We start from the raw sequence: 24,311 nt of genomic DNA, 5'->3' as shown, positions 1-24,311 counted from the left end.
ATAAACTAACCAGTTCGTACAAAAATAGCACCGGTCGCGATGGCCGGTGGCGCGTGCGGCCCCGGCAGGAACGGGCGGACGCTGGCGGCGACGGGAGCGTTGCCATGAAACGGGAGAACTCTGTGAACGCGATTGCCAAGGGTCTGGAGACGATTGCCGCGGACGCCGAGATTGCCGCTCGCGGCAAGATGGGCGACGCTGTGCTCTTCGGGCTCGTGGGCCGGGGAATCGGGTTGTCGCGCACGCCGTGGATGCACGAGGCGGAAGCGGCGCATTTCGGACTGCGCGGCGTCTACCGGCTGCTGGATACGGACGCTATGGCGCGCGACGCCGACGGCAACCGACCGGGCCTCGCCGAGGTGCTGCGCGCGGCCGAACTTGCGGGCTTTTCCGGCATCAATGTGACCTATCCCTACAAGCGCGAGGCGCTCGATCTGGTCGACAGCCTGTCCGATTCGGCCCGCCGCGTGGGCGCCATCAACACCATCGTCTTCAAGGATGGCAAGCGTTCCGGTCACAACACGGACTGCTGGGGCTTCGCCGAAAGCTTTCGCCGCGGCATGGACGGCGCCCGACGCGACTCCGTGCTTTTGCTGGGCGCGGGCGGCGCGGGCGGCGCGGTCGCCAACGCGCTCATCGATTGCGGCGTCCAGCGCCTGTCGATCTTCGACACCGATGGCGCCAGCGCGGCGCGACTAGCCGCACGCTTGTCGGAGCTGACGTCCAATGCGTCGGGCCCCCGGTCGAGGTGGGGGTCGCCGTCGATCTGGCGCGGGCGGCCGGCGAGGTCGACGGCGTTGTCAATGCGACGCCCGTCGGCATGGCGAAGCTGCCGGGCTCGCCGCTGCCGCTGGATCTGCTGAGCGCGCGGCTGTGGGTGGCGGACATCATCTATTTCCCGATCGAAACGGAACTCCTGCGGGCGGCGGCGGCGGCCGGCTGCCGCACCCTGCCGGGCTCCGGCATGGCGGTGTTCCAGGCGGTGCGGGCGTTTGAACTGTTCACGGGCCTTACGCCCGATGCGGACCGGATGAAGGCGTCGTTCGACGCTTTTGCTCAGTAGCCGTCCGGGACGCGACCGAGATTTGTCCGCAAGCGCTGGGAGGCGCGCGGGCAACACACGGCCTTCCGCCAGCATGGCGGGCGCCGTCAAACCAAGGCGCTGTCGGCGACTGGGCCGGCTGCAATCGACGTACACTCAGGGAGGATATTATGCGCGTATCAATCAGGAATTTGGCCATGATGGGCGGCGCCGCCGCCATGGCGCTCGGGCTTGCCGTCAGCGCGGCGACGGCCCAGACCATCCGCTTCGCCCATGTGGACGGCGCGGAGTGGCAGACCTCGAAGAAGGGCTCGGCCGCCGAGATCTTCAAGAACATCGTTGAGGGCGAATCCGGGCTTAAGGTCGAGCTGTTCCCCGCCGGCGCGCTGGGCAACGAGGGCGAGATCATCCAGCAGGCGCAGGAAGGCATCACCCAGGTGGTGATGGTCTCCGGCGCCATGTCGAAGGTCTGCAAGGCCGCGCAGGTTCTGGACATTCCCTACACCTTCGGCTCGGCCACCATCGCGTGGGACGTGCTCGACGGGGAATTCGGCCAGGAGCTGGCTGCGCATTGCCTTGAGGAAACCGGCCTGCGCACGCTGGGCTACGGCGAGACGGGCTTTCGCAACTTTACCAACTCCAAGCGCGAGATCAGGACGCCGGCCGATATGGCGGGCCTGAAATTCCGCGTGCAGCCGATCCCGCTGTATGTGGAGATGGTCAAGGGTCTTGGCGCCGAGCCCACCCCGATCGCCTGGTCGGAACTGCCCAACGCCCTGTCAACCAATGTGGTGGACGGCCAGGAGAACCCGGTCGGCGTGATCTACAACAACAACCTGCACAAGCTGCAGAAATACATGATCCTTGACGGTCACGTGTACGCGGCTGACTTCCTGCTGATCAACGACGAGTTCTTTCAGTCGCTGAGCCCGGCGGATCAGGCGGTTGTGGCGCGCGCGGGCCGCATCGCCGGCGTCATGGGCCGGTCCATCCAGCAGTTCAACACGGCCGAGGGCGTTTCCAAGGTGAGCGCCGAAGGCATGCAGGTCTATTCGCCGACGGCGGAGGATCTGGCCAAGTTCCGCGAACTGGCGCAGCCGGCGGTCAAGACGTGGCTCGGCGGCGAACTGGGCGACGATTCCGTGTGGATCGAGAAGCTTGAGGCCGCCGTCGCCGCCGCAAGCAACTAGGATCGCTTTTCAGGCGGGGCGGCGTGGTCCGCCCCGCCTTTTTCGTGCAAAATTTCGGTCCAGGGCAGTTCGGCAGTGGGTTGCGGGTTCGGTCGCGCTCCCGATGTCCGTGGTGTGCCCGGCGGGGAGGAATCGATGGTATCTTTGAGAGGTCCGAACGCGGTTCTCAGCCGGATCTGCGCCTTCGGGGCAGGGCTGTCGATGGCCGCCCTGTTCGGGATCATCTTCGTCAATTCCGTGCGCCGCTACACGATCGGGAAATCGTTTGAGTGGGGCGAGGAAATGCCGATCTATCTCGGCATCTACGGCATGATGATGGGCGCGGCCTATGCCTATCTTCAGGACCGGCACATCCGTTTCACGATCCTCGTGGATTTTGTCCCCGCCGCCATCCGGCACCGGATTTTCGCCGTTGTCGATCTGCTGGTCGCGGCCTCCAGTGCGTTGCTGGCCTGGTCGGGATATCTGTTCGTGACGAAACGCGGCGGGCTTGAAGCCCCGGGCCTGATCGGCCGGGTGCGCACGCTGGCGGAGACCACCGGCCAGCCCTGGATCGAGGTTTTTGGCCACATGGCGTTTTGGCAGGCCTCGATGATCGTCGGCGGCGTGCTGCTGATGCTCGCGGCGCTGTCGAAATTCGCCGACCGCGTCAGCGCGCCCCCGACGCGCGCCGCAGGAGACGTCTGATGGCCTTCGCGGTTCTCATCATCGCCCTGCTGATCGGCATGCCGATCGCCTTCGCCATCGTCGCCACGTTGGGCTATTTCATGGCCACGGGCGATTTTCCCTATCATCTGCGCATCGTCGCCACCGAGATGTTCAAGGGAGTCAATTCCTATCCGCTTTTGGCGATTCCGCTGTTCATTCTCGCCGGCGAGCTGATGAACGAAAGCGGGATCACAAGCCGCATCATCGCCTTCGCCAACGTTCTTGTGGGCCGGCTGAAGGGCGGGCTGGCGCTCGTCAACATCTGGGCCTCGGTGATCTTCGCAGGCCTTTCCGGATCCGCCGTCGCCGACACCTCGGCGCTGGGCCGCGTGTTCATTCCGGAGATGGAGAAGCACGGCTATTCGCGCGCCTATGCGGCGGCGCTCACCGCCGCCTCCTCGGTGATCGGGCCGATCATCCCGCCGTCGATCCCGGTGATCATCTACGCGCTGACGGTGACCGGCGTCTCCGTGCCGGCGCTGTTCATGGCCGGCGTGGTGCCGGGCATCCTGCTGGCAATCTTCCTGTCGTTCTACGTGATGGCGACCGTCAAGATCGACCGGGGCACGGAAGCCGAGGTATTGTCGCAGGGCAAGCCGGCGCGCGCGGCGCTGCTGGGCGGCATCATCCCGCTGATGATGCCGATCTTCGTCGTCGGCTCGATCCTGCTGGGCGTGGTCACGCCGACGGAGGCAGCCGCCTTCGCCGTGGCCTTCGCGCTCGTCGTGGGCGTGGTGCTGTACCGGGAGATCAAGCTGTCCGCCTTGCCGCGTGTGTTCGCCAACGCCATGCGCGACAGCTCGGTGATCATGGTGATCATCTCGGCGGTGGCCGCCGCCAACTGGCTCCTGACCTACAACCGGGTGCCCAACGACCTGACGACGTGGGTGCTGAGCAACGTCGACAGTCAGTTCACCTTCCTGATCGCCATCATCCTGCTTTTTCTGTTCGTCGGGCTGTTCCTGGAAGGCATCGCGGCGATGCTGGTGCTGGTGCCGATCCTGCATCCGATCGCCGTCAGTCTGGGCGTCGATCCGACCCACTTCGGCATCGTGGTGATCTTCAACCTGATGATCGGGCTGATCACGCCGCCGCTGGGGCTGTGCCTGTTCGTGGCCGAAGGCATCGCCAACGTGGGCATGGTGAAGCTTACCCGCGCCATCATCCCGTTCTTCTTCGTCGAGGTGCTTGTGCTCTTGATCATCACCTTCGTGCCGGAGACCGTGCTGGCCTTGCCGAGGCTGCTCGGCTACTGACGCACCAGAAAGCCGCCGCCCCACCTTTTCCGTTGGGCAGCGGCGCCTTCGTTTCGTTTCTTCGGAAATGACTTCAGGGGCGGGGCCGCGCCGTTATCCGCTGCTTCGCCATTGCGATTGTCCACAGGGGCGGCGGGGGCTTGCGGCAGCGGCGCGGACCGTTAGGCTGACGCGTCCGCGCACAGCCCTGAGGTCATCCATGCTGAACGAAGAACAACGCAGGCAGGCGATCGCCAGCCTGGAGGAAGCGCATCGCACCAAGGTCCCTTGCGTGCAACTGTCCCAAACCTATCCCGATATCGAGATCGCGGATTCCTATGCCATTTCCTCGGCGCTGGCCGAGGCGCGGGTGGCGCAGGGCGCGACGATCATCGGCCACAAGATCGGCCTGACGTCCAAGGCGATGCAGGCCTCGACCGGGATCGACGAGCCGGACTACGGCTATCTGTTTTCAGACCAGCTTCTGAACGACGGCGCCATCGTCAAGCACGCCGATTTCTGCGTGCCGCGCGTCGAGCCGGAGCTGACCTTCATCCTCAAGGAACCGCTGAAGGGGCCCAACGTCGGGCTCATCGACGTCATGCGGGCGACGGAATACGTGGTGCCGTCCATCGAGATCATCGACGCGCGCGTGCAGAACCCGCGCAAGATCTTCGACACCATCGCCGACAACGGCGCGGGCGCAGGCATCGTGCTGGGGGGACGGCCGGTGCGGCCCGACGACGTGGATCTGCGCTGGGTCGGCGCGGTGCTCTACCGCAACTCGGAAATCGAGGAGACGGGGCTGGCGGCCGGGGTGCTCGGGCATCCGGCGATGGCGATCGCGTGGCTCGCCAACAAGCTCGCGCCCTTCGACATCACGCTGGAACCGGGGCACATGATGCTCTCGGGATCCTTCACCCGGCCCGTCTGGGTCGAGAAGGGCGACACGCTGCATGCCGATTTCGGCCCGCTCGGCAGCGTCGCCGTGCAGTTCGTGTGAGGTGATCATGCTGCCTTTGGAAAATGCCTTCAAGAAACAGCTTCTGGCCGGCGAGACGCTGATCGGGCTGTGGAGCATCCTGTGCAGCCCGATCTCGGCGGAAAGCCTCTCTGACGCCGGCTTCGACTGGATGCTGTTCGACACGGAGCATTCGCCGGTCGATCTGGCGGACGTGTATCCGCTGCTGCAGGCCGCCGCATCGGGGTCGGCCAGCGCGGTCGTGCGTCCCGCGTGGAACGACAAGGTTCTGATCAAGCGCGCGCTCGATATCGGCGCGCAGACGCTCCTGATTCCCTATGTGCAGAGCGTCGACGAGGCGCGGGCGGCCGTGGCCGCGACGCGCTATCCGCCCACCGGCATCCGCGGGGTCGCGGGCAACACCCGCGCCAGCCGCTATGGGCGCGCCAGGGAGTATTTCTCCGTCGCGGACGCGCAAGTCTGCGTGCTGGTGCAGATCGAGACCGGCGAGGCGATGAAGGCGCTGCCGGAGATCGCCGCGGTCGACGGCGTCGACGGGGTGTTCATCGGGCCGGCCGATCTCGCGGCCTCGATGGGACACCTGGGCAATCCGGGGCATGAGGACGTGCAGAGCGCCTTGCGCTATGCGGTGGAGCAGCTGAAGGGCCTGGGAAAACCTGCCGGAATTCTCGCCACCACCGTGCCCGATGCGCAGCGCTACCGCGACTGGGGCTATCAGTTCGTGGCCGCAGGCGTCGACCTGGGCCTGCTCAATGCCGCCGCGGACGGGCTGGCGAAGGCGATGCGGCTGGGCTAGGTGACCGACTCATAAGTTCGCAACCATATGCGGATTGAAGCGAGTTGGACTGACGCGAGAAAATTGTCGTCGCGCTTGTCGTATCGTGTGGCAATGGCCCTGAAGTGTTTGAGTTTGCTAAAGAAACGCTCGACGGCGTTGCGTTGCCGATAAACCCAGGCGCTGAAGGGGAAGCTTTTGACGCGGTTCGGCATGGCGCGGATGTTGGCCCATGCGCCCCGCGCGGCCATTTCGGCGCGCAAGGCATCGCTGTCATAGGCGCGGTCGGCGAGCAGGATGTGACCGGCCTTGAGCGTTTCGAACATGTCGGCGGCCGAGCGTCCGTCGTGGGCCTGGCCTTCGGTCAGCTTGAGGCGGATCGGCCGGCCCTCGGCGTCGACGAGCGCATGGATCTTGGTGGTCAGGCCGCCGCGCGAGCGACCCATGCAACGGGATCGCTCCTCTTTTTTTGGCCGTTGGCGGCATGCTGGTGAACGCGGATCGATGACGAGTCGATCATCTGCACCTCGCCGTCGTAAGCATCTGATACCGCTTCAAGAATGCGTGCCCAATGCCCGGCCTTGCGCCAGCGGTTGAAGCGGTTGACGCAGGTCGTGTACGGGCCATAGCGCGCCGGAATGTCGGCCCAAGGCGCTCCCGTGCGCAGCCGCCAGAAGATGCCATTCAGCACCTTGCGGTCATCGGCGCGCGGGACCCCACGCACCTTTGTCGGCAGAAGCGGCTGTATCACAGACCACTCGAAATCCGTCAGATCGAAGCGAGCCATCCTGACCTCCATTGATCGCGGTCAGTGAATCAGAACCCTCGCGCCAAGGGAATCCCGTTAATGAGTATGTGACCTAGAGCGTTTCCTTGTTAAATGGAACCATTCTGCGGAGATGAATTTTGTCGAGGATCAAGAGGATTGGCGAAGGGCATATCGCAAATATGGCCGAGACGGGCCTCGCCGATAATCGGGAAAATTCATCCCGCCCAAAGGGTTGGTCGAAACCGGCCGTCCGCCGCGTCAACGGCCTCCGCCGTAGCATGGGCTACGCCGTTCGCCCGTTTCCTCGCGGATCGAACCGGTTTGGACCAACAGAATTGATTCCATTTAACAAGGAAACGCTCTAGATGTGGAGCCTCAAGAGGTTGTCCTCGGTTAGATCGAGTCGACTGATCGGTGTTTTGGATTTTAGGCTGCCATGTGGCCGGTGCCAATTGTAGCGGTGTAGCCAGATCGGCAGTTCGGCTGCGCGATGGCGTGACGTTGGGTAGGCGATGGCATAGGCCCATTCCCGCAACGCGGTCTGTATGAAGCGTTCGGCCTTGCCGTTTGTCTTGGGCGTGTAGGGTCGGGTGCGGATGTGCTTGAGGCCGAGATCGCGGCAGGCTTTTGCGAAGGCTTTCGATTTGTAGCAGGCGCCATTGTCGGTCATGACGCGGGTGACGGTGACGCCCAGGCTCTCGTAATAGGCGAGCGCGGCGCGCAGGAAAGCGACCGCACTGTGTTTCTTCTCGTCGGGCAAGATCTGGCTGAAGGCGATGCGCGAGGCATCGTCGATGCAGACATGGACAAACTCCCAGCCGACACCGCGGCTGTTGGACTGGCCGGTGCGATCGCCGGTGATGCGGTGGCCGACGCGGTCGAACCGACCGAGTTTCTTGATGTCGATGTGGATCAACTCGCCCGGATGCTGGCGTTCATAGCGGCGCACCGGTTCGGCCGGATCGAGGTCCTTGAGCCGGGAGAGGCCTGCCCGCCGCAGCGCCCGGCTGACGGTGGCCGGTGACACGCCGACCTCCCGAGCGATGTGCTTACCTGTCCAGCGCTGACGGCGCAGGGCGATGATGCGTTCACAGAGGAGCGGATCGGTTGCGCTGGGCATCCGGCCTGGCCGAGAGGAGCGGTCGACCATGCCGGCCGGGCCTTCCGCCCTGTAGCGTTCGGCCCACCGGGCAACGATCTTGGCCGACACGCCATAGACCCGCGCCGCCTGGGCCCGGGAAAGACGACCTTCAATGACCGCTTGGGCCATCTCCCCTCGACGCAACGGTGTCAGGCGGGCATTCTTGTGGATGTTCATTCGGACCCTCCGATGCGTGCTGAAGCGTGGTAACTCCAGTCTCCTCGGTCAGGTCCGAATGGACAACCTGTTGAAAGCTCACACCTAGAGCCCAATGCGGGGGCGTCATCTCGCCGCGCCCGCAGGGCTGCATAAAAATCGCGCGCGATGGCCGGGATGTTTTCGGTTATCGTCCGCTTCATCCCGCACACGGCGACCGACGCGTCCGATTCCTCCCCTCGGACCGCGTCGCGGTGCAAACGTCCGGCCCAGCCGGGCAGAGACTGTCCAGCAAGACGAGTATTGCGCGATGATCGAGACCCCCTATTTGCTGTTTCTGGGCGATGCGCCGGACCAACTGGCCGCGAAGGTGGCGCAGGGCATCAAGGACTGGCGTCCCGAATATGCGCTTGGGCAGTTCCGCATGGATGGCTGCAAGGCCGACATGAAGCTGCCGGACATGGATCTGGCGCAGGCCTATGAGGCCGGCGCGCGGACGCTGGTGATCGGCGTCGCCAACCGCGGCGGCGTGATCTCCGAGAGCTGGAAGAGCGTGCTGCACGCGGCTCTCGAGCAGGGCTTCGATATTGCCTCGGGCCTGCACAGCCTGCTGGCACACGAAGCGGACCTGGTCGCCAAGGCCAAGGAGCTGGGACGCACGCTGCACGACGTGCGCATCCCGTCGGTCAAATATCCGATCGCCAACGGCGTCAAGCGCAGCGGCAAGCGGTGCCTGGCCATCGGCACGGACTGTTCCGTGGGCAAGATGTACACCGCGCTGGCCATGGACGCGGAGATGCGCGCCCGCGACATGAAGGCGACCTTCCGCGCCACCGGCCAGACCGGTATTCTGATTACCGGCGACGGTGTGCCGCTCGACGCGGTGATTGCCGATTTCATGGCCGGGTCCATCGAGTGGCTGACGCCGGACAACGACGCGGATCACTGGGATCTGATCGAGGGGCAGGGGAGCCTGTTCCACGTCTCCTATTCCGGGGTGACCCTGGCGCTGGTGCACGGCGGACAGCCGGACGCGCTGATCCTGTGCCATGAGCCGACGCGCGCACACATGCGCGGGCTGCCCGACTACCAGTTGCCGAGCCTGGAGCAGGTGCGCGACACAGGCCTGGCGCTGGCCCGTGTCGCCAATCCCGCCTGCCAGGTGGTCGGCGTCTCGGTCAACACGCAGCATCTCGATGACGCGGCGGCGCGTGCCTGTCTCGACGAGATCGAGGCGCGTCTGGGACTGCCGACGGTGGATCCGTTCCGCGAGGGCGCGGCCCGTCTGGTGGACGCGCTGGCCGCGATCTGACACCGTGAGGCACACGTTTGTGCCGCCCCCGCACCGCGCGGGCGGATTGGAGAGTCCATGAAGATCACCGTTTCCCGGGACGTCTTTCGCCTGGCCGAAGTGTTCACGATTTCGCGCGGCTCGCGCACCCAGGCCGAGGTGCTGACGGTGCGTGTCGAGGACGGTGGAGCCTCAGGCTGGGGCGAGTGCGTGCCCTACGCGCGCTACAATGAGACGCTGGACAGCGTCACCGCCGAGATCGAGGGGCTGACGCAGCCGTTCGACCGGCAGGCGCTTCTGGAGATGCTGCCGGCGGGGGCCGCGCGCAACGCGGTGGATTGCGCGCTGTGGGATCTGGAGGCGAAACGTGCCGGCAAGCGCGTCTGGGAGCTGGCGGGGCTCGCAGCGCCACGCCCGGTGATCACCGCCTTCACCCTGTCACTGGACACGCCGGACAACATGCGCGCCGCCGCCCGCAAGCACGCCTTCCGGCCGCTTCTGAAGATCAAGCTCGGCACGCCCGAGGACATGCCCCGGCTGGAGGCCGTGCGCGAGGGCGCGCCGGACTCGCGCATCGTCATCGACGCCAACGAGGGCTGGTCGGCGGAGGTCTATCAGGACCTGGTGCCGCATCTGCAGCGGCTGGGCGTCGATCTGGTGGAGCAGCCGCTGCCGGCAGGCAAGGACGACGCGTTGCGCGAGATCGCCCGGCCGGTGCCGGTCTGCGCCGATGAGTCCTGCCATGATCGCGGCTCGCTGCCCGGTCTCAAGGGCAAATACGACATGGTCAACATCAAGCTCGACAAGACCGGCGGGCTGACCGAAGCGCTGGCCCTGCGCGAACAGGCGCGCGAGGAAGGCTACGGCGTGATGATCGGCTGCATGGTCGGGTCCTCGCTGGCCATGGCACCGGCGGTGCTTCTGGCCCAAGGCGCGGAGGTCGTCGATCTGGACGGGCCGCTGCTTCTGGCCGAGGATCGCGAGATTCCGCTGGCCTATGGCGCCGAGGGCGTGTCGCCGCCGGTTGCCGCCCTGTGGGGTTGAGCGGCGGCCGATACTCCCTTAAACCGCGACGCTTGATCGCGCATCCTTGCTCCAACCCGGAGAACCGCTCCCGATGAGCCGAATTGTTTATGTGAACGGCCAGTATGTGCCCGAGGACCAAGCCATGGTCTCGATCTTCGACCGGGGTTTCCTGATGGCCGACGGGGTCTACGAGGTGACCACGGTGCTCGGCGGCAAGCTGATCGATTTCCATGGTCACGCCGCGCGGCTGACGCGCTCGCTGGGCGAGCTGGAGATGGCGCCGCCGCTCAACGCCGAGAACCTTTTGCAGATCCACCGCGAGCTGGTGAGCCGCAACGGGCTCGATGAGGGGCTGATCTATCTGCAGGTCACCCGCGGCGCGCCGGGCGACCGGGATTTCTCCTTCCCTGATCCGGCCAAGACGCCCTCCAGCCTGGTGATGTTCACCCAGTCGCTGCCCTATCTGATCGACAACCCTGCCGCCAAGCGCGGGCTGAAGGTGATTTCCATCGACGACATCCGCTGGGGCCGGCGCGACATCAAGACGGTGCAGCTGCTCTATCCGTCCATGGGCAAGATGATGGCCAAGAAAGCCGGCTGCGACGACGCCTGGCTGGTCGAGGACGGGCTGGTCACCGAAGGCACCTCGAACAACGCGCATATCGTCAAGGACGGGGTGATCATCACCCGTCATCTGTCGAGCGACATCCTGCACGGCATCACCCGCGCCGCCGTGCTGCGGTTTGCCCGCAGCGCGCAGATGAAGGTCGAGGAACGCGCCTTCACGCTGGAGGAGGCGAAGGCCGCGGACGAGGCCTTTATCACTTCCGCCTCCGCCTTCGTGCTGCCGGTGGTGGAGATCGACGGCGCGCCAGTGGGAACCGGCACGCCCGGTCCGGTGGCGGCGAAACTGCGTGAAATCTACCTCGACGAAAGCCTCAAGACGGCGATCTGATACCGTTCACCCCGCACGGTGCGCTCGCGTTGTAGGGCGGATCATGCCGTCGCGCCTGGGGACCGCGTCTGCCTGTTTGTTGGGCGCCGGATGCACAAGATTAGTTCTTGTGCATCGCGGGGAAAGCCCCAAGACTGAGGCTGCTCGGATCGTTCAGCGTCTCGCAGGCGCGATGCGGACGATGATCCGGTCCACAACGGCGTGGATTTCCATTTTCAAGATTCTGGCAGCAACGGCGCTGTGCATTCCAACCGCTTTGTCTCGACAAGCGGCTGGAACGCTCAGCGCTTTCTTGCGCGCTCACTTGGGCAGGGCGCGTATCCGGTCGCGAGGAAATCCGCTCAAACGGCGGCTCATGTCGACAGGCAGGCCGCGAGGAACACCCAGTAGACGCTTAACTGAAGGAACAGCCGATGGCTTATCTCGCACCATCCGAATTCGTCGCCAAAATGATCGATGCCGGCGAGGCAAAGGTCTTCATGTCGACCCGCGACACCCTGATCCGCGCCTTCATGGCGGGCGCCATCCTGGCGCTGGCGGCCGCCTTCGCCATTACCATCAACGTTCAGACCGGTCAGCCGCTGGCGGGCGCCATCCTGTTTCCCGTCGGCTTCTGTCTTTTGTATCTCCTCGGCTTCGACCTGCTCACCGGTGTCATGACGCTGGTTCCGCTGGCGCTGATCGACAAGCGCCCGGGCGTGACCATGGCCGGGTTGTGGCGCAACTGGAGCCTGGTCTTCGCGGGCAACTTCGGCGGCGCCTTCACCGTGGCCGTGATGATGGCGATCATCTTCACCTTCGGCTTCGACACCGAGCCCAACAAGGTCGGCGTCGCCATCGGGCACATCGGCGAGGGCCGGACGGTGGGCTACGCGGCGCACGGCGCGGCCGGCATGCTGACGCTGTTCATTCGCGGCGTGCTGTGCAACTGGATGGTGTCGACCGGCGTTGTCGCGGCGATGATGTCGACGTCCGTGTCGGGCAAGGTAATCGCCATGTGGATGCCGATCATGCTGTTCTTCTACATGGGCTTCGAGCATTCCATCGTGAACATGTTCCTGTTCCCCTCGGGCCTGCTGCTGGGCGGCAACTTCTCGATCATGGATTATCTTCTGTGGAACGAGATCCCGACCGTGGTGGGCAATCTCGTCGGCGGCATCGCCTTCGTCGGCCTGACGCTCTATTCCACCCACTACAAGACCGCGGCCACGCGTCCGGTCGGCGGCCGGCTGGCGCCGGCGGAATAACGTGACGAGGGGAGCCTCGCCGGGTCGGCGGGGCTCCGGATCAAGGACAGTTCATGCACAGCGGCTTGGCGGTCTCGATCGGGCAATACTCCGACAGGGGCCGCAAGGAGATCAACCAGGACTTTCACGGCGCGCTCATTCCTGAGCCGCCGGCGCTCGGGCTGAAGGGCATCGCGATCACCGTCGCCGACGGCATTTCCAGCAGCGCCGTGAGCGGCATCGCCGCGGAATCCGCCATCAAGAGCTTTCTCACCGACTATTATTGCACCTCCGATTCCTGGACGGTGAGGACCGCGGCGCAGAGCGTCATCGCGGCGACTAATTCCTGGCTGTACGCGCAGACCAGGCACAGCCAGCACGCCTACGACATGGACAAGGGCTATGTCTGCACGTTCAGCGCGATGGTGCTGAAGGTAACGACGGCGCATCTGTTTCATGTGGGCGACAGCCGCATCTACCGGCTGTCCGGCCGCGGCATGGAGCAACTGACCACCGATCACACGGTGGTGCTCTCGTCACAGCAATCCTATCTGGGCCGGGCGCTGGGCAGCGCGCCGGACGTGGAGATCGACTACCGCGCGGTGCCGCTTGGAGTTGGCGACGTGTTCATGCTGGCGACCGACGGGGTTTGCGAGCACGTCGATGCGGCCGTGGTGACGGGCGCCGTCGCCGCGCATGCCGGAGACCTGGATGCCGCGGCAAGGACAATCGCGCAGGCCGCGCTCGATCGTGGCAGCGACGACAATCTGACCGTGCAGATCGTGCGCGTGGATTGTCTGCCGGCGGGCGATGCGGCGGACATCATGGGGCAGGCGGTGTCGCTGCCCGCGCCGCCGCTTCTCGAAGCCCGTCAGGATTTCGACGGCTACCGGATCGTGCGCTCCCTGCACGCCAGCAGCCGCAGTCACATCTATCTGGCGCAGGACAGCGCCGACGGGTCGCACGCCGTCATCAAGATCCCCTCGATCGATCTGCGCGAGGACGCCTCCTATCTCAAGCGGTTCATGCTGGAGGAGTGGATCGGGCGGCGCATCAGCAGCGCGCATGTGCTGAAAAACCATCCGCAGAAGCGGCCGCGCAGCTCATTCTATCTCGTCACCGAATACGTCGACGGCCAGACCCTGGGCCAATGGATGGCCGATCACCCGCGCCCGGATCTTGAGATTGTTCGCGGGATCGTGGAGCAGATCGCCAAGGGCCTGCGGGCCTTCCATCGCATGGAGATGGTGCACCAGGACCTGCGGCCCGAAAACATCATGATCGACCGCGACGGCACGGTGAAGATCATCGATTTCGGCTCCACCAAGGTGGCCGGTGTGGTCGAGGCGGAGCCGCGCGGGGCGCGTGAGGATATTCTCGGCACCGTGCAATACACCGCGCCCGAGTATTTTGTCGGCGAGCCCGGCACGCCGCGCTCCGACATCTTCTCGCTTGGCGTCATCGCCTATCAGATGCTGACCGGAAAACTGCCCTATGGCGCGCAGGTGGCGCGCACGCGCACCCGCGCCCAGCAGCGCAAGCTGCGCTATGCTCCCGCGCTGGAGTCCCGTCCTGATTTGCCGCCGTGGATCGATGGAGCCTTGCGCAAGGCGGTGCACCCCGATCCCTACAAGCGTTACGAGGCGCTGTCGGAATTCGAGTTCGACCTGCGCACGCCCAACCCGGCGTTTGCCGGGAACGCCCGCGTGCCGCTCGCGGAGCGCAATCCGCTGGTCTTCTGGCAGGCGCTGTCGGCCGTGTTGGTCTGCGTGATCGTGTTTCTGCTTGCGCGCGGCGGATCGTGAGCGGCGCGGGCTTGCGGATCGTTTCAATGGAATCGGAAGAGTCGCGCGGCGCTGGTGCGCCCGGTGGCGGGGCGCTCAGGCGCGCCGCTTGGGTAGGACCAGGGACGCGGAGAAGCCCCGGGCGACCTTGTTGAGGATCAGTTTGCCGCCGTGCCGCTCCGCGATCGCCTCGGTGATCGATAGGCCGAGGCCGCTGCCCTGGCCGGGATCGGCCTGACCGAAGCGGGCCAGGATTTTCGGAAAGTCGGCCGGATCGACCCCGTCGCCATCGTCGGAAACGGTGATCCTCGCCTGCCGGGCGGTGCCGGTGAGGTGGATGTCGATCCGCGTCAGCCGTTCGCCGCCATGCACGCAGGCGTTGTCGATCAGGTTCTTCACGGCCTCGCGCAGCATGGTCTCGTCGGCGGCGATCCGCTGCGGGACCTCCGTGCGATGGAAGGTGACCGGGGCCCTGCCGCAGGTCGATCTGGAGACCACCTCCGAAAGCATGTCGTCGAGATTGACCATGTCGACCGGCGCGCTGTGCGAGGCGGCGCGGGCGCGCTCCAGGGTCATCAGGTTTTCGGCCAATTCGCCGGTTCTGGCGGCGGCGACGACGAGATCAGCGGCGCGCTCCTTGGCAGCCTTGAGGGTTTTGGCCGTTAGGATCGACTCCCCAGCGCGCGGACGCCGGCGATCGGGTTGCGCAACTGATGGGAGGCGTCGGAAATGAAGGCGGCCTGCGCCTCCATGGAGTTGGTGACCTGGGCGAACAACCGGTTGAGGCGCTGGACGAGCCCCTGGGTTTCCACCGGTACGGTGCGCTGGATCGGACTGAGATCCTCGGGGTTGCGGCGCGACACTGCTTCTTCCAGATCGAAGAGCGGCTTGAGGCCCAGGTTCACGCCGAACCACACCAGAAAGGCGGCCGTGCCGATCAGCGCCGCGATGCTCGCGAAGGCGCGGATGGCCAGGACGCGGGCAAACTCCCGGCGCACGGCGGCGTCCTGCCAAACGGTGAAGGTGAAGGATCCCGAGAACCCGGCGATCTGCGTCACGTATTTGAGGCGCAGGACGCGCACGTCGCGGCCCTTGTCCACAGCATCGAAATAGGCGAAGGCCTCGTTCTGGTCGGAGACGCTGCTCACGGGGATCGGAGGGGTCGCATAGCCTGTGACGAAGACGCCGTCGGGCGCATAGACATGGTAGCGCACGGGGCCGCCCGCGGTCGCACCCAACAGCTTCTCGGTCTCAGCGGAAATCGCGTCGCCGTCCAGGAGCGCCACGTCGCGCGAGACGGCAAGCGCGGTGAACAGCAGGCTCTTGTCGTAGAGGCCGCGGGCGGTTTCCTTCGCCTCGCTGACGCGCCAGATGCCGATACCGATCGAGATGACGAGCAGCGGCGCGAGGATGATTGCGAACAGCCGCAGCCGCAGGGAGCCGGACATCACGCAGGTTGCGCCTCGGAAAGGCGGTATCCCAGGCCGCGTTGCGCGCGGATATCGATGCCGTAGGGCTTGATGCGCTTGCGCAACCGCGAGATGTGCGCCTCGATCGCGCTGTCCTCGAAGTCCGAGCCTGTGCCGTAAACCTGTTCGTGCAGCCGCGTCTTGGACACCACGCGGTCCTGCGCCGCCATCAGAAGCTCCATCACGGCCAGCTCGCGCCGCGGTATCTCCAGCGCCTCGTCGTTGGCGAAGACCTGCCGGGTCTGGACATCGAACACCAGGGGCCCGGCGCGCAGCACGGTGCGCAGCTGCTGGGTCTGGCGGCGCGACAGGGCGCGGATGCGGGCTTCCAGTTCATCCATGTCGAAGGGTTTGGGAAGATAGTCGTCGGCACCGGCGTCGAGCCCGTCGACCCGCGCGCCGACGTCGGCGTTTGCGGTCAGCAACAGCACAGGCCGCTGGTCGCCTCTGGCGCGCAGATTGCGCAAGATGCTCAAGCCGTCGAGACGCGGCAAGTTGATGTCGAGAATGATGATGTCGTTGCCGTCGCCGCGCAAAAATTCGTCGGCGGCAAGGCCGTCATGTACAATGTCGGTTGCATGACCACGGTCTTCGAGCCGGTAGGCGATGCCTTTGGCGACGCTGTCATTGTCTTCGACGATGAGAATGCGCAAAAGATCACCCGTTGTCAGTTTCACGCAAGCTTCGCAGCTTAGGGTTCATGCATCAAGCGAAGAAAGTTCGCTCGGTTGAGGAGCGGCCAGTCCGGAGAACCGGCCGCACATAGGGAGGAATACCATGACCGTTACACAGGCGGCCCGCAGGGCTGCAATGGGCGCTGCCGTCATCGCGGCGTCACTCACCACCGCATCCGCGACGTATGCCGAGGGCCTCGATCTTTCCGGCAAGACCGTCGAATTCGTGATCCCGTTCTCGGAGTCCGGCGGATCCGCCAAGTGGGCCAACTTCTACGCGCCGCTGCTCAGCGAAGCATTGCCGGGCAACCCGACGGTTGTCGTGAAATACATGCCGGGCGCCGGTTCCACCAAGGGCGCCAACTGGTTCCAGAAGCAGACGTTCGAGGAGACGCAGGGCACGGTGATCTTCGGATCCTCCGGCTCCACGCAGTTCCCGTATCTGCTCGGTGATCCGCGCGTGCGTTATGAGTACGGCGATTGGAACGTCGTGCTGGCCTCGGGCACGGGCGGCGTCGCCTTCCTGCCGCCTGAGATTGCCAAGAAGATGAATGGGCTCGACGCATCGGGTCTGGCCGGCATCAACTTCATCTGGGGCAGCCAGGGCGCCACGCGTCTCGATCTCGTGCCGCTTCTCGCCTGGCAGATGCTCGGCATGTCGGTTGAGCCGATCTTCGGCATCAAGGGCCGCGGCGACGGCCGGCTGATGTTCGAGCGCGGCGAAGCCAACATCGACTACCAGACCTCCGCCGCCTATCTCAAGGGCGTTGTGCCGCTGGTGGAATCCGGTCAGGCCGTGCCGATGATGAGCTGGGGCGCGCTTGACGACGACGGCAACATCGTCCGCGATCCGACCTTCCCCGACATTCCGTCCTTCAAGGAAGTCTGCGAAGCGACGCCCGCGTGCAAGACCGAGGGCGAAGCCTGGGATGCCTGGAAGGCGTTCTTTACCGCCGGCTTCCCGGCGCAGAAGATGGTGTTCCTGCCCAAGGGCGCGACCGAAGAGGCGATGGAAACCTACACGGCCGCGTTTGACGCGATCATCGCCCGTCCGGACTTCCCGAAGATGAGCGAAGCGACCCTGGGTGTGTATCCGCAGGTGACCGGTAAGAAGGCGGACAGGACGCTGAAGCTCGGCACCGTGGTCAACGCCGAAGCCAAGGCCTACGTGGTCAAGTGGCTGGAAGACACTTACGGCGTCACGCTGAAGTAATCCTTTCGTCCCCGCGCGTCATGACGCGCGGGGACTGCTTCCTTCGAAAGCAATAACATGGACATTCTTGCTACAGCGCTGCCTGCGCTTGGCGAAGCGTTTTCGCTCATCCTGCAGCCGCAGCAGATCATGTATCTCGTCCTTGGCGTCGTTCTGGGGCTTTCGGTCGGGGTGTTTCCCGGTTTGGGCGGGATCGCGGGCCTTTCCCTGGTGCTGCCCTTCATGTTCGGCATGGATCCGGTTTCTGGTCTGGCGCTGATGGTGGGATTGATCGCGGTCGTGCCCACGTCCGACACCTTCGCCTCTGTGCTGATGGGCATCCCGGGATCATCCGCCAGCCAGGCGACTGTGCTGGACGGCTTTCCCATGGCGCGGAAGGGCGAGGCGGCCCGGGCCCTGTCCGCTGCTTTCGCGTCGTCGCTGTTCGGCGGCCTGCTTGGCGCCTCGGTGCTGACATTCTTCATTCTGATCGCGCGCCCCCTGGTGCTCGCCTTCGGCACGCCGGAAATGCTGATGGTGACGGTTCTCGGCCTCAGCATGGTCGCCGTCATGGCGGGCCGGTTGCCGCTGAAGGGGCTTGGCGCGGCGTGTCTCGGGCTGCTGGTCGGCTCGATCGGTGAGGCGGGCGCGGGCGGTTCCCTGCGCATGTCGACCTATGACGTTCCCTACCTGATCGACGGTATCAAGCTGGTGGTCGTCGGCCTTGGCATTTTCGCGGTGCCGGAAATCATCGGCCTCTTGCGGCACGATCAATCGATCGCCAGGGACGCGAAGCTGGGCGCCGGCTGGACGCAGGGCGTGCGCGACTGGTGGCAGAACATCTGGCTGTCGATCCGCTGTTCCATCATCGGCGTGATCGTCGGCGTGATCCCGGGTCTCGGTGGTTCTGTCGTCGACTGGATCGCCTATGGCCACACGGTGCAGACCGCCAAGGACAAATCCCGGTTCGGATCCGGCGACGTGCGCGGTGTGATCGGACCGGAAAGCTCCAACAACGCCAAGGAAGGCGGCGGGCTCGTTCCCACACTGATCTTCGGTATTCCCGGATCGGGCTCCATGGCGGTGTTCATCGGCGGCCTGGCGCTGCTCGGCATCGATGCCGGACCGCAACTGATCCAGAACAATCTGGACGTCACCTATACGATCGTCTGGTCGCTCGCTCTGGCCAATGTCGTGGGTGCCGGCCTGTGCATTGCGTTGTCGGGCGGCATCGCCAAGCTGACGACCATCCGGTTCACGCTGCTGGCGCCCTATCTGTTCATGATGATCGCGTTTGCCGCGTTCCAGTCGGGCCAGTCGCTGGGCGATCTGGTGTCGCTGTTCTCGATCGGCGTGCTCGGCATCTTCCTGCGCCGCTTCGACTGGTCGCGTCCCGCCTTCCTGATCGGTTTCGTGCTGTCGGACCAGGTGGAGAACTTCGCCAACAACGCGCATCAGATCGCCAGCTTCAAGTTCCGCCTCGGCATGGCGCAGGGGCTGGAATACGTGGCCTCGCCGATCGTCATCGGCATCGCGCTGGTCACCATCGTCTCGGTGATCATCGGGTTGCGGCAGGCAAAGCAGATCATGTCCGAGGGCGACGTCCATTCAGGGCAGAAGCGCGCGCCGCTGATCTTCCTGCTGGCGATGCTCGCCTACACGTCGGTCGCCTGGATCGACGCGGCGCGGATCAGCCTGGTGTCGGACAAGATCTTCCCGATGACGGTCGCGACGGTCGGGATCATCGCGCTGCTGGCGCTTCTGGTGCGCATGATGCGCGCACCCGAGGACGACCTTGTCTTCGCCGATCGCGAGGCCGCGGGCGAGGATTTTCATGCGCCGCACGGCCTGTGGGTGACCCTGGGCTGGTTCGCCGGCCTGCTTGTGCTGTCCTCGCTGCTGGGGTTCATTCTGGCGCTGGCCATCTTCATGGTTGCCTTCTTCCGTATCCGCGGCGGGTTGGGCTGGGTGAGGACGCTGGTCATGTCGGCGGCGGGCATCGCGGCGATCTGCTTCCTCGCCGACACGCTGCACCGGGACTTTCCGCCGGGCCTGTTGCAGGAGTTCGTCCGGCTGCCGTGGCCGCTGGTCTGATGCGCACGCGGTCCCGCGACAGATGTCGCGGGACCGCCGTCTGCCGGGTCTGACGCGGCGCCGTGGCCATGAGCGATACGATATCAATGCGACCGGAGCGGCGTTCGCGCACGGCCGAGCGGTGGCGCGGCGGATGTCGCCCGGCACGGGAACGGAGCGATATGCACACCTACGACATGATCGCGCGCACCGTCGCGCAGGAAGGCGCCGGCGCCTGCTTCGCCCTCATGGGTGATGCGAACATGAATTTCGCCACACGCCTGGGCGAGGCGGGCTGCCGGATGATCTATGTCCGGCATGAGCACTGCGCGGTGGCCGCCGCCATGGCGTACGCGCGCAAGACCGGCGACATCGGACTTGCGACGGTGACCTGCGGGCCGGGTCTGACGCAGTTGATGACCGCGCTGCCGGCGGCGGTGCGCGCGCATTTGCCTCTGGTGGTGATCGCAGGCGAGGCGCCGCTGAAGACCGGCTGGTACAATCAGGAAATCGACCAGGCGCCGCTGGTGACCGCGACAGGCGCGGCCTATCACAGCCTGCATTGGCCCGCGCGCATGCCCACGGCCATCCGCGACGCTTTCGTGCAGGCGCGGCGCGAGCGGCGTCCCGTCGTCATCGGCGTGCCGTTCGATCTGCAGGACCTTCTATGGGAAGGCAGCACCAAGCTGCCCGCGCCCTCGAAGGACCTGATGCCGGTCGTCTCGCCGATGCCGGCCAACGCGGATGATCTGGCGCGGATCGCCAGGCTTGTCGACGGCGCTGGCAAGATCGTGGTGATGGCCGGCATGGGCGCGGTCGAAGCCGGGGCGGCCCAAGCCTGCAAGGCGCTTGCGGAGAAATGCGACGGGCTGCTGGCCACCTCGCTGCCCGCGCGCGGACTGTTTCACGATGATCCTTACTCCATCGGCATCGCGGGCGGGTTCTCCTCCGACATGGCGCGCCAGTGTCTCGCAGAGGCGGATCTGGTGATCGCGGTCGGATGTTCGGTCGCACGCCACAACGCGGACGCGGGCAAGCTGTGGCCCAAGGCGCGAGTGCTGCAGATCGACGTGGAACCGATCACCCTGAGCCAGGGCCGGGTGGCGATCGACACGCATCTGCGCGCCGACGCCCGGCTGGGAACCGAGGCGCTGTGCGCGGCGATCGCGGCGCGCGCCGCGCGATGGCGGTCTGCAGCGCTGGCGGAGGCCATCGCCACGACGCCGGCCGACGGCATGGATTTTCCGGCGGAAGCGGGCGTGCACGATCCGCGCGACGTGGTCACGGCGCTCGACGCGGCAATCCCGATGGACTGGGAACTGGTCAATTCATCCGGGCATTGCTCGTATTATTTCGCGCAGATGCCGCGCCGGCCGCAGGAGCGTTTCCTGACGATCCGCGAATTCGGCGCTATCGGCAACGGGATTTCCTTCGCCATGGGCGCGGCGGCAGCGTGTCCCGAGCGGCCCATCGTCATGTTCGACGGTGACGGCAGCCTGCTGATGCACGTGCAGGAGCTTGAGACGATCCGCCGGCACGGGCTCAACATTCTTATCATTGTGCTGAACGACGGCGCCTACGGCTCGGAAATTCACAAGCTGCGCGCCGAAGGCCTGTCGGATGCGGGCGCGGTGTTCGGGCGCACGGATCTTGCCGCGATCGCGCGCGGTTTCGGCATCGGCGGCGAGACCGTCACCGACCTCTCCGTGCTGCCGGGGCTCATCGCCGATTTCCAGCGCACCGGCGGGGCCGCGGTCTGGGATGTGCCCGTCAGCGATCAGGTCGTCTCGCCGGTCATCCGCCGCGCGCATCCGGGGCTCGTCAAGCGGTAAGCTGCAACGGGCCCGGCAGGTCCTTTAATGCGCGAGGCGTACCCCGGTCTTGTTCTCGGCAAGGGAACCCCGTGCGCCATGGACGCGTGCAACCGCATTGCTGCCGCTGGCATCATACGACCGGGCGGGCGCCCAGTTCGTCCGGCCCGTCCTCCGACAACAAATCGCCGCCGTCGGCCTGGCTGCGTTCGTCGTCGACCTTGCGCAGCACGGAAGGATCGACGCCGGTGTCGGTGACCTGCCGGCTCGGCGTGGTTTCCGCCGGTTGCTGCGGTGCCGGTTCCGCGGTGCGTCTCGCACCCGGCTTCTCCGGCTCGCCCGGTGCGCTGCCGGGGCGGGCCGCCACTGGCGCGCCCTCATCGAACCGGAGCCGGTAGATCGGTTCGGGCAGGGCGAATCCGGCCGTCTCCAGCGCCGCCTTGACGCTGCGGATGGCCTCCGAGCGGGCCTTGATGAAATCGGTCTCTGTCTGGTTGATCCAGCCGGCAACGCCGATCAGCACGTTGGAATCGCCCACCTTCTCGATCCATGCGGCGGGTTCGGGATCCTTGAGCACAAAGTCCAGGCTGTCGAGCGTATCGTGGCACACATCGAGCGCCTCATGCAGCACGCTGTCGGCGTCGACGCCGAGGTCGAACGAAAACCGGCGCTCCGGATTGCGGGTGTAGTTGACAATGTTTGCCTTGAACACGCTGGCGTTGGGGATGCGGATGTGGTTGCCGTCGACGTCCATTAGGATGGTGGCGCGCGAGGTCAGGCGGATGACAAAACCCTCCACGCCCTCCAGCGCGATGAAATCGCGCGGCTGGAACGGCTGGCGCACCGACAGCAGGATCGAGGCGATGTAGTTTTCCACCGTGTCCTTGACGGCGAAACCGATGGCCAGACCGATGATGCCGACGGCGCCGAGGATCGTGCCGAGCACGGCGGTGGCGCCGAGAATGTCGAGCGCCAAGACGGCGCCGAGCATGAGAAAGGCCAGCCACACGGTCTGGCGCAACAGATCGGCGATGAAGGCATTGGGCGTGAGCCAGCTCCAGGGCTGTTTGCGGGTGGTGGCGAACCAGCCGACGAGTGCGATCAGCAGCCAGACCAGGATTGCGACCAGCACCAGCGGCAAATAGTCGACTATCTGCCGCAGGCGTTTCTCGAAGCGGCCGATAACGGGTTTCAGCCGCTCGCCGACGGCGGTCTGCTCGGTGAGCGTGTTCTCGATCGCCACCACGCCGGCGACGCGGCTGACCAGATCCTCCGCCTTGCGCGCCAGCGGCGCCTCGTCGACCTGACCGCTGAGCGTGACGACGCCGGAACTGACGCTGACCCGGATGCCGCCCAGTCCCTCGATTTCGTCAAAAATCTTCTCGATGCGGCGGCGGATTTCCGTATCGGCCGTGACAGCATCGCCGATCTCGATGGTCGGACCCGCCGGCGCGACAGAATCCTGCGACCACACGGCGCCGGACAGGCAGATCGCGGCCAGAAACGTGAGGGTCAGGATTCGAAGGTGCGGCATGGGGTTGTATCCTGGGGCGGCGGCGGAGTACGGCGGTCCCACTATGCAATCATTCAAAGGCCCCGGCCTGTCAAATTTGAAAGCAACCGCCGCCATCGCATCCGAGAGAGAGGATGGCGGGTTGCTGCCACCACCCTGGCGCGCGTGCGGGGAGGGGCCGCGAAATCCGCGGTCCGCAGGGACAGGCCGCCGGTATCGTCGAAAGACCGGACGTTGTCTATCGCGTCCAATAGGCCGAGAAGTAGCAGCTGGTCCGCGCGACACCCGATTTCCGGAAATGGTCCCTGGCCGCGCGCACGAGGCTCTGTTCGGCGGCGACCCAGACGAAGGTCTCGTCGGCGGGCAGGGTGGTCTCCTTGATGCGTGTCAGCAGGTCCGGTTCCGTGCCGCGCTCAGTCCAGTGGACGTCGATGCTCGCGGGACGGGGCAGGTCGCATCGATCGGCTGGATCGCCGGTTTCGATGAACACGGTTCCCTGCCGCGTATCCGGCGAGGCGGCCAGGATACGCCGGATGGCGGGGATCGCGGTCTCGTCTCCGGCCATGAACAGGCGATCGCCTTGCGGGAAGTCGCCGCCACCCGGCCCGGCGATGCCGACGACGGCGCCCGGTTTCACTGCTCGCGCCCACTGGGTTGTCCGTCCGCCATCGTGCTCGAACAGATCGAAGGTGAAGCGGCCGGCGGCCTCGTCCAGATCGACGAAGGTGTAGGCGGCGCGGTGCAGCGCGTCGTCTCCGTCGGGCCAAGTGGTGCGCCCCATTGCGTTGAGCGCCGGCCAGACGGGGGCATGCCCCTTCGGCGGCAGCAGCAGGGAGAAATGCATGCCGCCGCTCGACAGCGCCGCGATCGCGTCGCAGTCCATCTCGATGCGCATGAAATTCGCAGAGACCCTGCGGACGCCGGAAACGCTCGCGAAATGGAAGTTCGGCGGATGGCGGCGGCCGGTGTCCACGCCGCTCCATGCCATTGAAGCGCTGGCCTGCGGGAAGACGTGATCGAGCAAATAGATGACGCTTTCGCGGGTCTTGTGGAGGGAGATTTCCGTTCCCGCCGTGATGGTCACGTCGAGCGACGCGCGTCCGGCCTGGAGCGCGACTTCGGAGTCGGCGTAGCGGACGGTCAGGCGCGCGCCGGATGCATCCACCGGAAGGCCGAATTCCTCAACGTGTGAGCGGATGTGCTCGATGAGCCCGTCGGGCACGTCGCCTTCGTACCGGCTTGCGGTGGACGGGGTCTGGATGTGGGGCATGGGATCTCCCGCGCGGCTGGTTTGACCGT

At 65.7% G+C, this 24,311-nt stretch carries 21 protein-coding genes and 1 pseudogene; 15 read left to right on the top strand and 7 right to left on the bottom strand.

Going from position 1 to position 24,311, the window contains the following annotated elements:
* Nucleotides 1–104 precede the first annotated feature (104 nt).
* The 7 genes from D1F64_RS12885 (at nucleotide 105) to D1F64_RS12860 (ending at nucleotide 5,953) form a co-directional block, all read left to right on the top strand.
* A complete protein-coding gene (locus D1F64_RS12885) occupies nucleotides 105–863 on the top strand; it encodes a ThiF family adenylyltransferase (protein WP_346432233.1) in 759 nt (252 codons plus the stop codon).
* Nucleotides 821–1,063 carry a hypothetical protein gene (locus D1F64_RS25430; protein ID WP_346432232.1) on the top strand — a complete coding sequence of 81 codons (243 nt, stop codon included), beginning with the start codon at nucleotides 821–823 and terminating at the stop codon, nucleotides 1,061–1,063. Before D1F64_RS12885 ends, D1F64_RS25430 begins: the two co-directional genes overlap by 43 nt.
* A 176-nt stretch (nucleotides 1,064–1,239) precedes the next feature.
* The gene (locus D1F64_RS12880; RefSeq protein WP_205470465.1) at nucleotides 1,240–2,232 is read left to right on the top strand and encodes a DctP family TRAP transporter solute-binding subunit; all 993 of its coding nucleotides are present in this window, start codon (nucleotides 1,240–1,242) and stop codon (nucleotides 2,230–2,232) included.
* A 135-nt stretch (nucleotides 2,233–2,367) separates the two neighbouring features.
* Nucleotides 2,368–2,919 carry a TRAP transporter small permease subunit gene (locus D1F64_RS12875; protein WP_117412769.1) on the top strand — a complete coding sequence of 184 codons (552 nt, stop codon included), beginning with the start codon at nucleotides 2,368–2,370 and terminating at the stop codon, nucleotides 2,917–2,919.
* Nucleotides 2,919–4,196 carry a TRAP transporter large permease gene (locus tag D1F64_RS12870; RefSeq protein ID WP_117412768.1) on the top strand — a complete coding sequence of 426 codons (1,278 nt, stop codon included), beginning with the start codon at nucleotides 2,919–2,921 and terminating at the stop codon, nucleotides 4,194–4,196. The genes D1F64_RS12875 and D1F64_RS12870 overlap by 1 nt, the downstream gene beginning before the upstream one ends.
* 199 nt (nucleotides 4,197–4,395) lie before the next feature.
* Nucleotides 4,396–5,178 (top strand): 2-oxo-hept-4-ene-1,7-dioate hydratase, encoded by a 783-nt coding sequence (gene hpaH / locus D1F64_RS12865; protein ID WP_117412767.1) that lies wholly within the window; start codon nucleotides 4,396–4,398, stop codon nucleotides 5,176–5,178.
* Between the two features lie 7 nt (nucleotides 5,179–5,185).
* A complete protein-coding gene (locus D1F64_RS12860; RefSeq protein WP_117414583.1) occupies nucleotides 5,186–5,953 on the top strand; it encodes an HpcH/HpaI aldolase/citrate lyase family protein in 768 nt (255 codons plus the stop codon).
* On the opposite strand, the pseudogene D1F64_RS12855 reads toward D1F64_RS12860, so the two are convergent.
* Together D1F64_RS12855 and D1F64_RS12850 are read right to left on the bottom strand one after the other, a co-directional pair.
* Nucleotides 5,950–6,719: pseudogene (locus tag D1F64_RS12855) on the bottom strand (IS5 family transposase). The gene D1F64_RS12860 and the pseudogene D1F64_RS12855 overlap by 4 nt on opposite strands.
* Nucleotides 6,720–7,062: 343 nt before the next feature.
* Nucleotides 7,063–8,019, bottom strand: a complete 957-nt coding sequence (locus tag D1F64_RS12850; protein ID WP_117411175.1) for an IS481 family transposase — start codon at nucleotides 8,017–8,019, stop codon at nucleotides 7,063–7,065.
* A gap of 289 nt (nucleotides 8,020–8,308) precedes the next feature.
* Between D1F64_RS12850 and dgcN the strand changes: the two genes are divergently transcribed.
* From dgcN to D1F64_RS12825, 5 genes are all read left to right on the top strand, one after another.
* Nucleotides 8,309–9,310: an N-acetyltransferase DgcN gene (gene dgcN / locus D1F64_RS12845; protein ID WP_117412765.1), complete on the top strand. Its 1,002-nt coding sequence runs from the start codon at nucleotides 8,309–8,311 to the stop codon at nucleotides 9,308–9,310.
* Nucleotides 9,311–9,367: 57 nt separating this feature from the next.
* The gene (gene dgcA / locus D1F64_RS12840; RefSeq protein ID WP_117412764.1) at nucleotides 9,368–10,333 is read left to right on the top strand and encodes an N-acetyl-D-Glu racemase DgcA; all 966 of its coding nucleotides are present in this window, start codon (nucleotides 9,368–9,370) and stop codon (nucleotides 10,331–10,333) included.
* A gap of 73 nt (nucleotides 10,334–10,406) precedes the next feature.
* Nucleotides 10,407–11,270 carry a D-amino-acid transaminase gene (locus D1F64_RS12835; protein WP_117412763.1) on the top strand — a complete coding sequence of 288 codons (864 nt, stop codon included), beginning with the start codon at nucleotides 10,407–10,409 and terminating at the stop codon, nucleotides 11,268–11,270.
* 413 nt (nucleotides 11,271–11,683) lie between these two features.
* Nucleotides 11,684–12,517 carry a formate/nitrite transporter family protein gene (locus D1F64_RS12830; protein ID WP_117412762.1) on the top strand — a complete coding sequence of 278 codons (834 nt, stop codon included), beginning with the start codon at nucleotides 11,684–11,686 and terminating at the stop codon, nucleotides 12,515–12,517.
* Nucleotides 12,518–12,570: 53 nt separating this feature from the next.
* On the top strand, nucleotides 12,571–14,301 hold the full coding sequence (locus D1F64_RS12825) for a bifunctional protein-serine/threonine kinase/phosphatase (protein ID WP_117412761.1): 1,731 nt from the start codon (nucleotides 12,571–12,573) through the stop codon (nucleotides 14,299–14,301).
* Between the two features lie 75 nt (nucleotides 14,302–14,376).
* Here the strand turns inward: D1F64_RS12825 and D1F64_RS12820 are convergent, their stop codons facing one another.
* From D1F64_RS12820 to D1F64_RS12810, 3 genes are all read right to left on the bottom strand, one after another.
* The gene (locus D1F64_RS12820) at nucleotides 14,377–14,856 is read right to left on the bottom strand and encodes an ATP-binding protein (RefSeq protein WP_117412760.1); all 480 of its coding nucleotides are present in this window, start codon (nucleotides 14,854–14,856) and stop codon (nucleotides 14,377–14,379) included.
* An 86-nt stretch (nucleotides 14,857–14,942) separates the two neighbouring features.
* Nucleotides 14,943–15,728 (bottom strand): sensor histidine kinase N-terminal domain-containing protein, encoded by a 786-nt coding sequence (locus D1F64_RS12815; RefSeq protein WP_117412759.1) that lies wholly within the window; start codon nucleotides 15,726–15,728, stop codon nucleotides 14,943–14,945.
* The gene (locus tag D1F64_RS12810) at nucleotides 15,728–16,426 is read right to left on the bottom strand and encodes a response regulator transcription factor (RefSeq protein WP_205470464.1); all 699 of its coding nucleotides are present in this window, start codon (nucleotides 16,424–16,426) and stop codon (nucleotides 15,728–15,730) included. The genes D1F64_RS12815 and D1F64_RS12810 overlap by 1 nt, the downstream gene beginning before the upstream one ends.
* A 100-nt stretch (nucleotides 16,427–16,526) precedes the next feature.
* On the opposite strand from D1F64_RS12810, the gene D1F64_RS12805 reads away from it, so the two are divergent.
* From D1F64_RS12805 to D1F64_RS12795, 3 genes are all read left to right on the top strand, one after another.
* Nucleotides 16,527–17,636, top strand: coding sequence for a tricarboxylate transporter (locus D1F64_RS12805; protein ID WP_117412757.1), 1,110 nt, complete (start codon nucleotides 16,527–16,529; stop codon nucleotides 17,634–17,636).
* Nucleotides 17,637–17,693: 57 nt separating this feature from the next.
* On the top strand, nucleotides 17,694–19,709 hold the full coding sequence (locus D1F64_RS12800) for a tripartite tricarboxylate transporter permease (protein WP_117412756.1): 2,016 nt from the start codon (nucleotides 17,694–17,696) through the stop codon (nucleotides 19,707–19,709).
* A gap of 161 nt (nucleotides 19,710–19,870) precedes the next feature.
* A complete protein-coding gene (locus D1F64_RS12795; RefSeq protein ID WP_117412755.1) occupies nucleotides 19,871–21,520 on the top strand; it encodes a thiamine pyrophosphate-binding protein in 1,650 nt (549 codons plus the stop codon).
* Between the two features lie 112 nt (nucleotides 21,521–21,632).
* Here D1F64_RS12795 and D1F64_RS12790 read toward each other — a convergent pair whose 3' ends face one another.
* Nucleotides 21,633–23,033, bottom strand: coding sequence for a mechanosensitive ion channel family protein (locus D1F64_RS12790; protein ID WP_117412754.1), 1,401 nt, complete (start codon nucleotides 23,031–23,033; stop codon nucleotides 21,633–21,635).
* 217 nt (nucleotides 23,034–23,250) lie between these two features.
* Nucleotides 23,251–24,282, bottom strand: coding sequence for a siderophore-interacting protein (locus D1F64_RS12785; RefSeq protein WP_117412753.1), 1,032 nt, complete (start codon nucleotides 24,280–24,282; stop codon nucleotides 23,251–23,253).
* Nucleotides 24,283–24,311 lie beyond the last annotated feature (29 nt).

The organism is Breoghania sp. L-A4 (genome assembly GCF_003432385.1).
GTDB lineage: Bacteria > Pseudomonadota > Alphaproteobacteria > Rhizobiales > Stappiaceae > Breoghania.
Note: the sequence above shows the minus strand (reverse complement) of the source record. Positions and strands in the feature narration are given on the sequence as shown.

What these genes read in the sequence shown, in the direction of transcription:
- dgcA (WP_117412764.1), top strand. Translation starts at nt 9,368, where the DNA reads ATGAAGATCACCGTTTCCCGGGACGTCTTTCGCCTGGCCGAAGTGTTC.
- D1F64_RS12860 (WP_117414583.1), top strand. Translation starts at nt 5,186, where the DNA reads ATGCTGCCTTTGGAAAATGCCTTCAAGAAACAGCTTCTGGCCGGCGAG.
- D1F64_RS12875 (WP_117412769.1), top strand. Translation starts at nt 2,368, where the DNA reads ATGGTATCTTTGAGAGGTCCGAACGCGGTTCTCAGCCGGATCTGCGCC.
- dgcN (WP_117412765.1), top strand. Translation starts at nt 8,309, where the DNA reads ATGATCGAGACCCCCTATTTGCTGTTTCTGGGCGATGCGCCGGACCAA.
- D1F64_RS12830 (WP_117412762.1), top strand. Translation starts at nt 11,684, where the DNA reads ATGGCTTATCTCGCACCATCCGAATTCGTCGCCAAAATGATCGATGCC.
- D1F64_RS12825 (WP_117412761.1), top strand. Translation starts at nt 12,571, where the DNA reads ATGCACAGCGGCTTGGCGGTCTCGATCGGGCAATACTCCGACAGGGGC.
- D1F64_RS12885 (WP_346432233.1), top strand. Translation starts at nt 105, where the DNA reads ATGAAACGGGAGAACTCTGTGAACGCGATTGCCAAGGGTCTGGAGACG.
- D1F64_RS12835 (WP_117412763.1), top strand. Translation starts at nt 10,407, where the DNA reads ATGAGCCGAATTGTTTATGTGAACGGCCAGTATGTGCCCGAGGACCAA.
- hpaH (WP_117412767.1), top strand. Translation starts at nt 4,396, where the DNA reads ATGCTGAACGAAGAACAACGCAGGCAGGCGATCGCCAGCCTGGAGGAA.
- D1F64_RS25430 (WP_346432232.1), top strand. Translation starts at nt 821, where the DNA reads ATGGCGAAGCTGCCGGGCTCGCCGCTGCCGCTGGATCTGCTGAGCGCG.
- D1F64_RS12815 (WP_117412759.1), bottom strand. Translation starts at nt 15,728, where the DNA reads ATGTCCGGCTCCCTGCGGCTGCGGCTGTTCGCAATCATCCTCGCGCCG.
- D1F64_RS12795 (WP_117412755.1), top strand. Translation starts at nt 19,871, where the DNA reads ATGCACACCTACGACATGATCGCGCGCACCGTCGCGCAGGAAGGCGCC.
- D1F64_RS12805 (WP_117412757.1), top strand. Translation starts at nt 16,527, where the DNA reads ATGACCGTTACACAGGCGGCCCGCAGGGCTGCAATGGGCGCTGCCGTC.
- D1F64_RS12800 (WP_117412756.1), top strand. Translation starts at nt 17,694, where the DNA reads ATGGACATTCTTGCTACAGCGCTGCCTGCGCTTGGCGAAGCGTTTTCG.
- D1F64_RS12870 (WP_117412768.1), top strand. Translation starts at nt 2,919, where the DNA reads ATGGCCTTCGCGGTTCTCATCATCGCCCTGCTGATCGGCATGCCGATC.
- D1F64_RS12785 (WP_117412753.1), bottom strand. Translation starts at nt 24,282, where the DNA reads ATGCCCCACATCCAGACCCCGTCCACCGCAAGCCGGTACGAAGGCGAC.
- D1F64_RS12850 (WP_117411175.1), bottom strand. Translation starts at nt 8,019, where the DNA reads ATGAACATCCACAAGAATGCCCGCCTGACACCGTTGCGTCGAGGGGAG.
- D1F64_RS12880 (WP_205470465.1), top strand. Translation starts at nt 1,240, where the DNA reads ATGATGGGCGGCGCCGCCGCCATGGCGCTCGGGCTTGCCGTCAGCGCG.
- D1F64_RS12820 (WP_117412760.1), bottom strand. Translation starts at nt 14,856, where the DNA reads ATGACCCTGGAGCGCGCCCGCGCCGCCTCGCACAGCGCGCCGGTCGAC.
- D1F64_RS12790 (WP_117412754.1), bottom strand. Translation starts at nt 23,033, where the DNA reads ATGCCGCACCTTCGAATCCTGACCCTCACGTTTCTGGCCGCGATCTGC.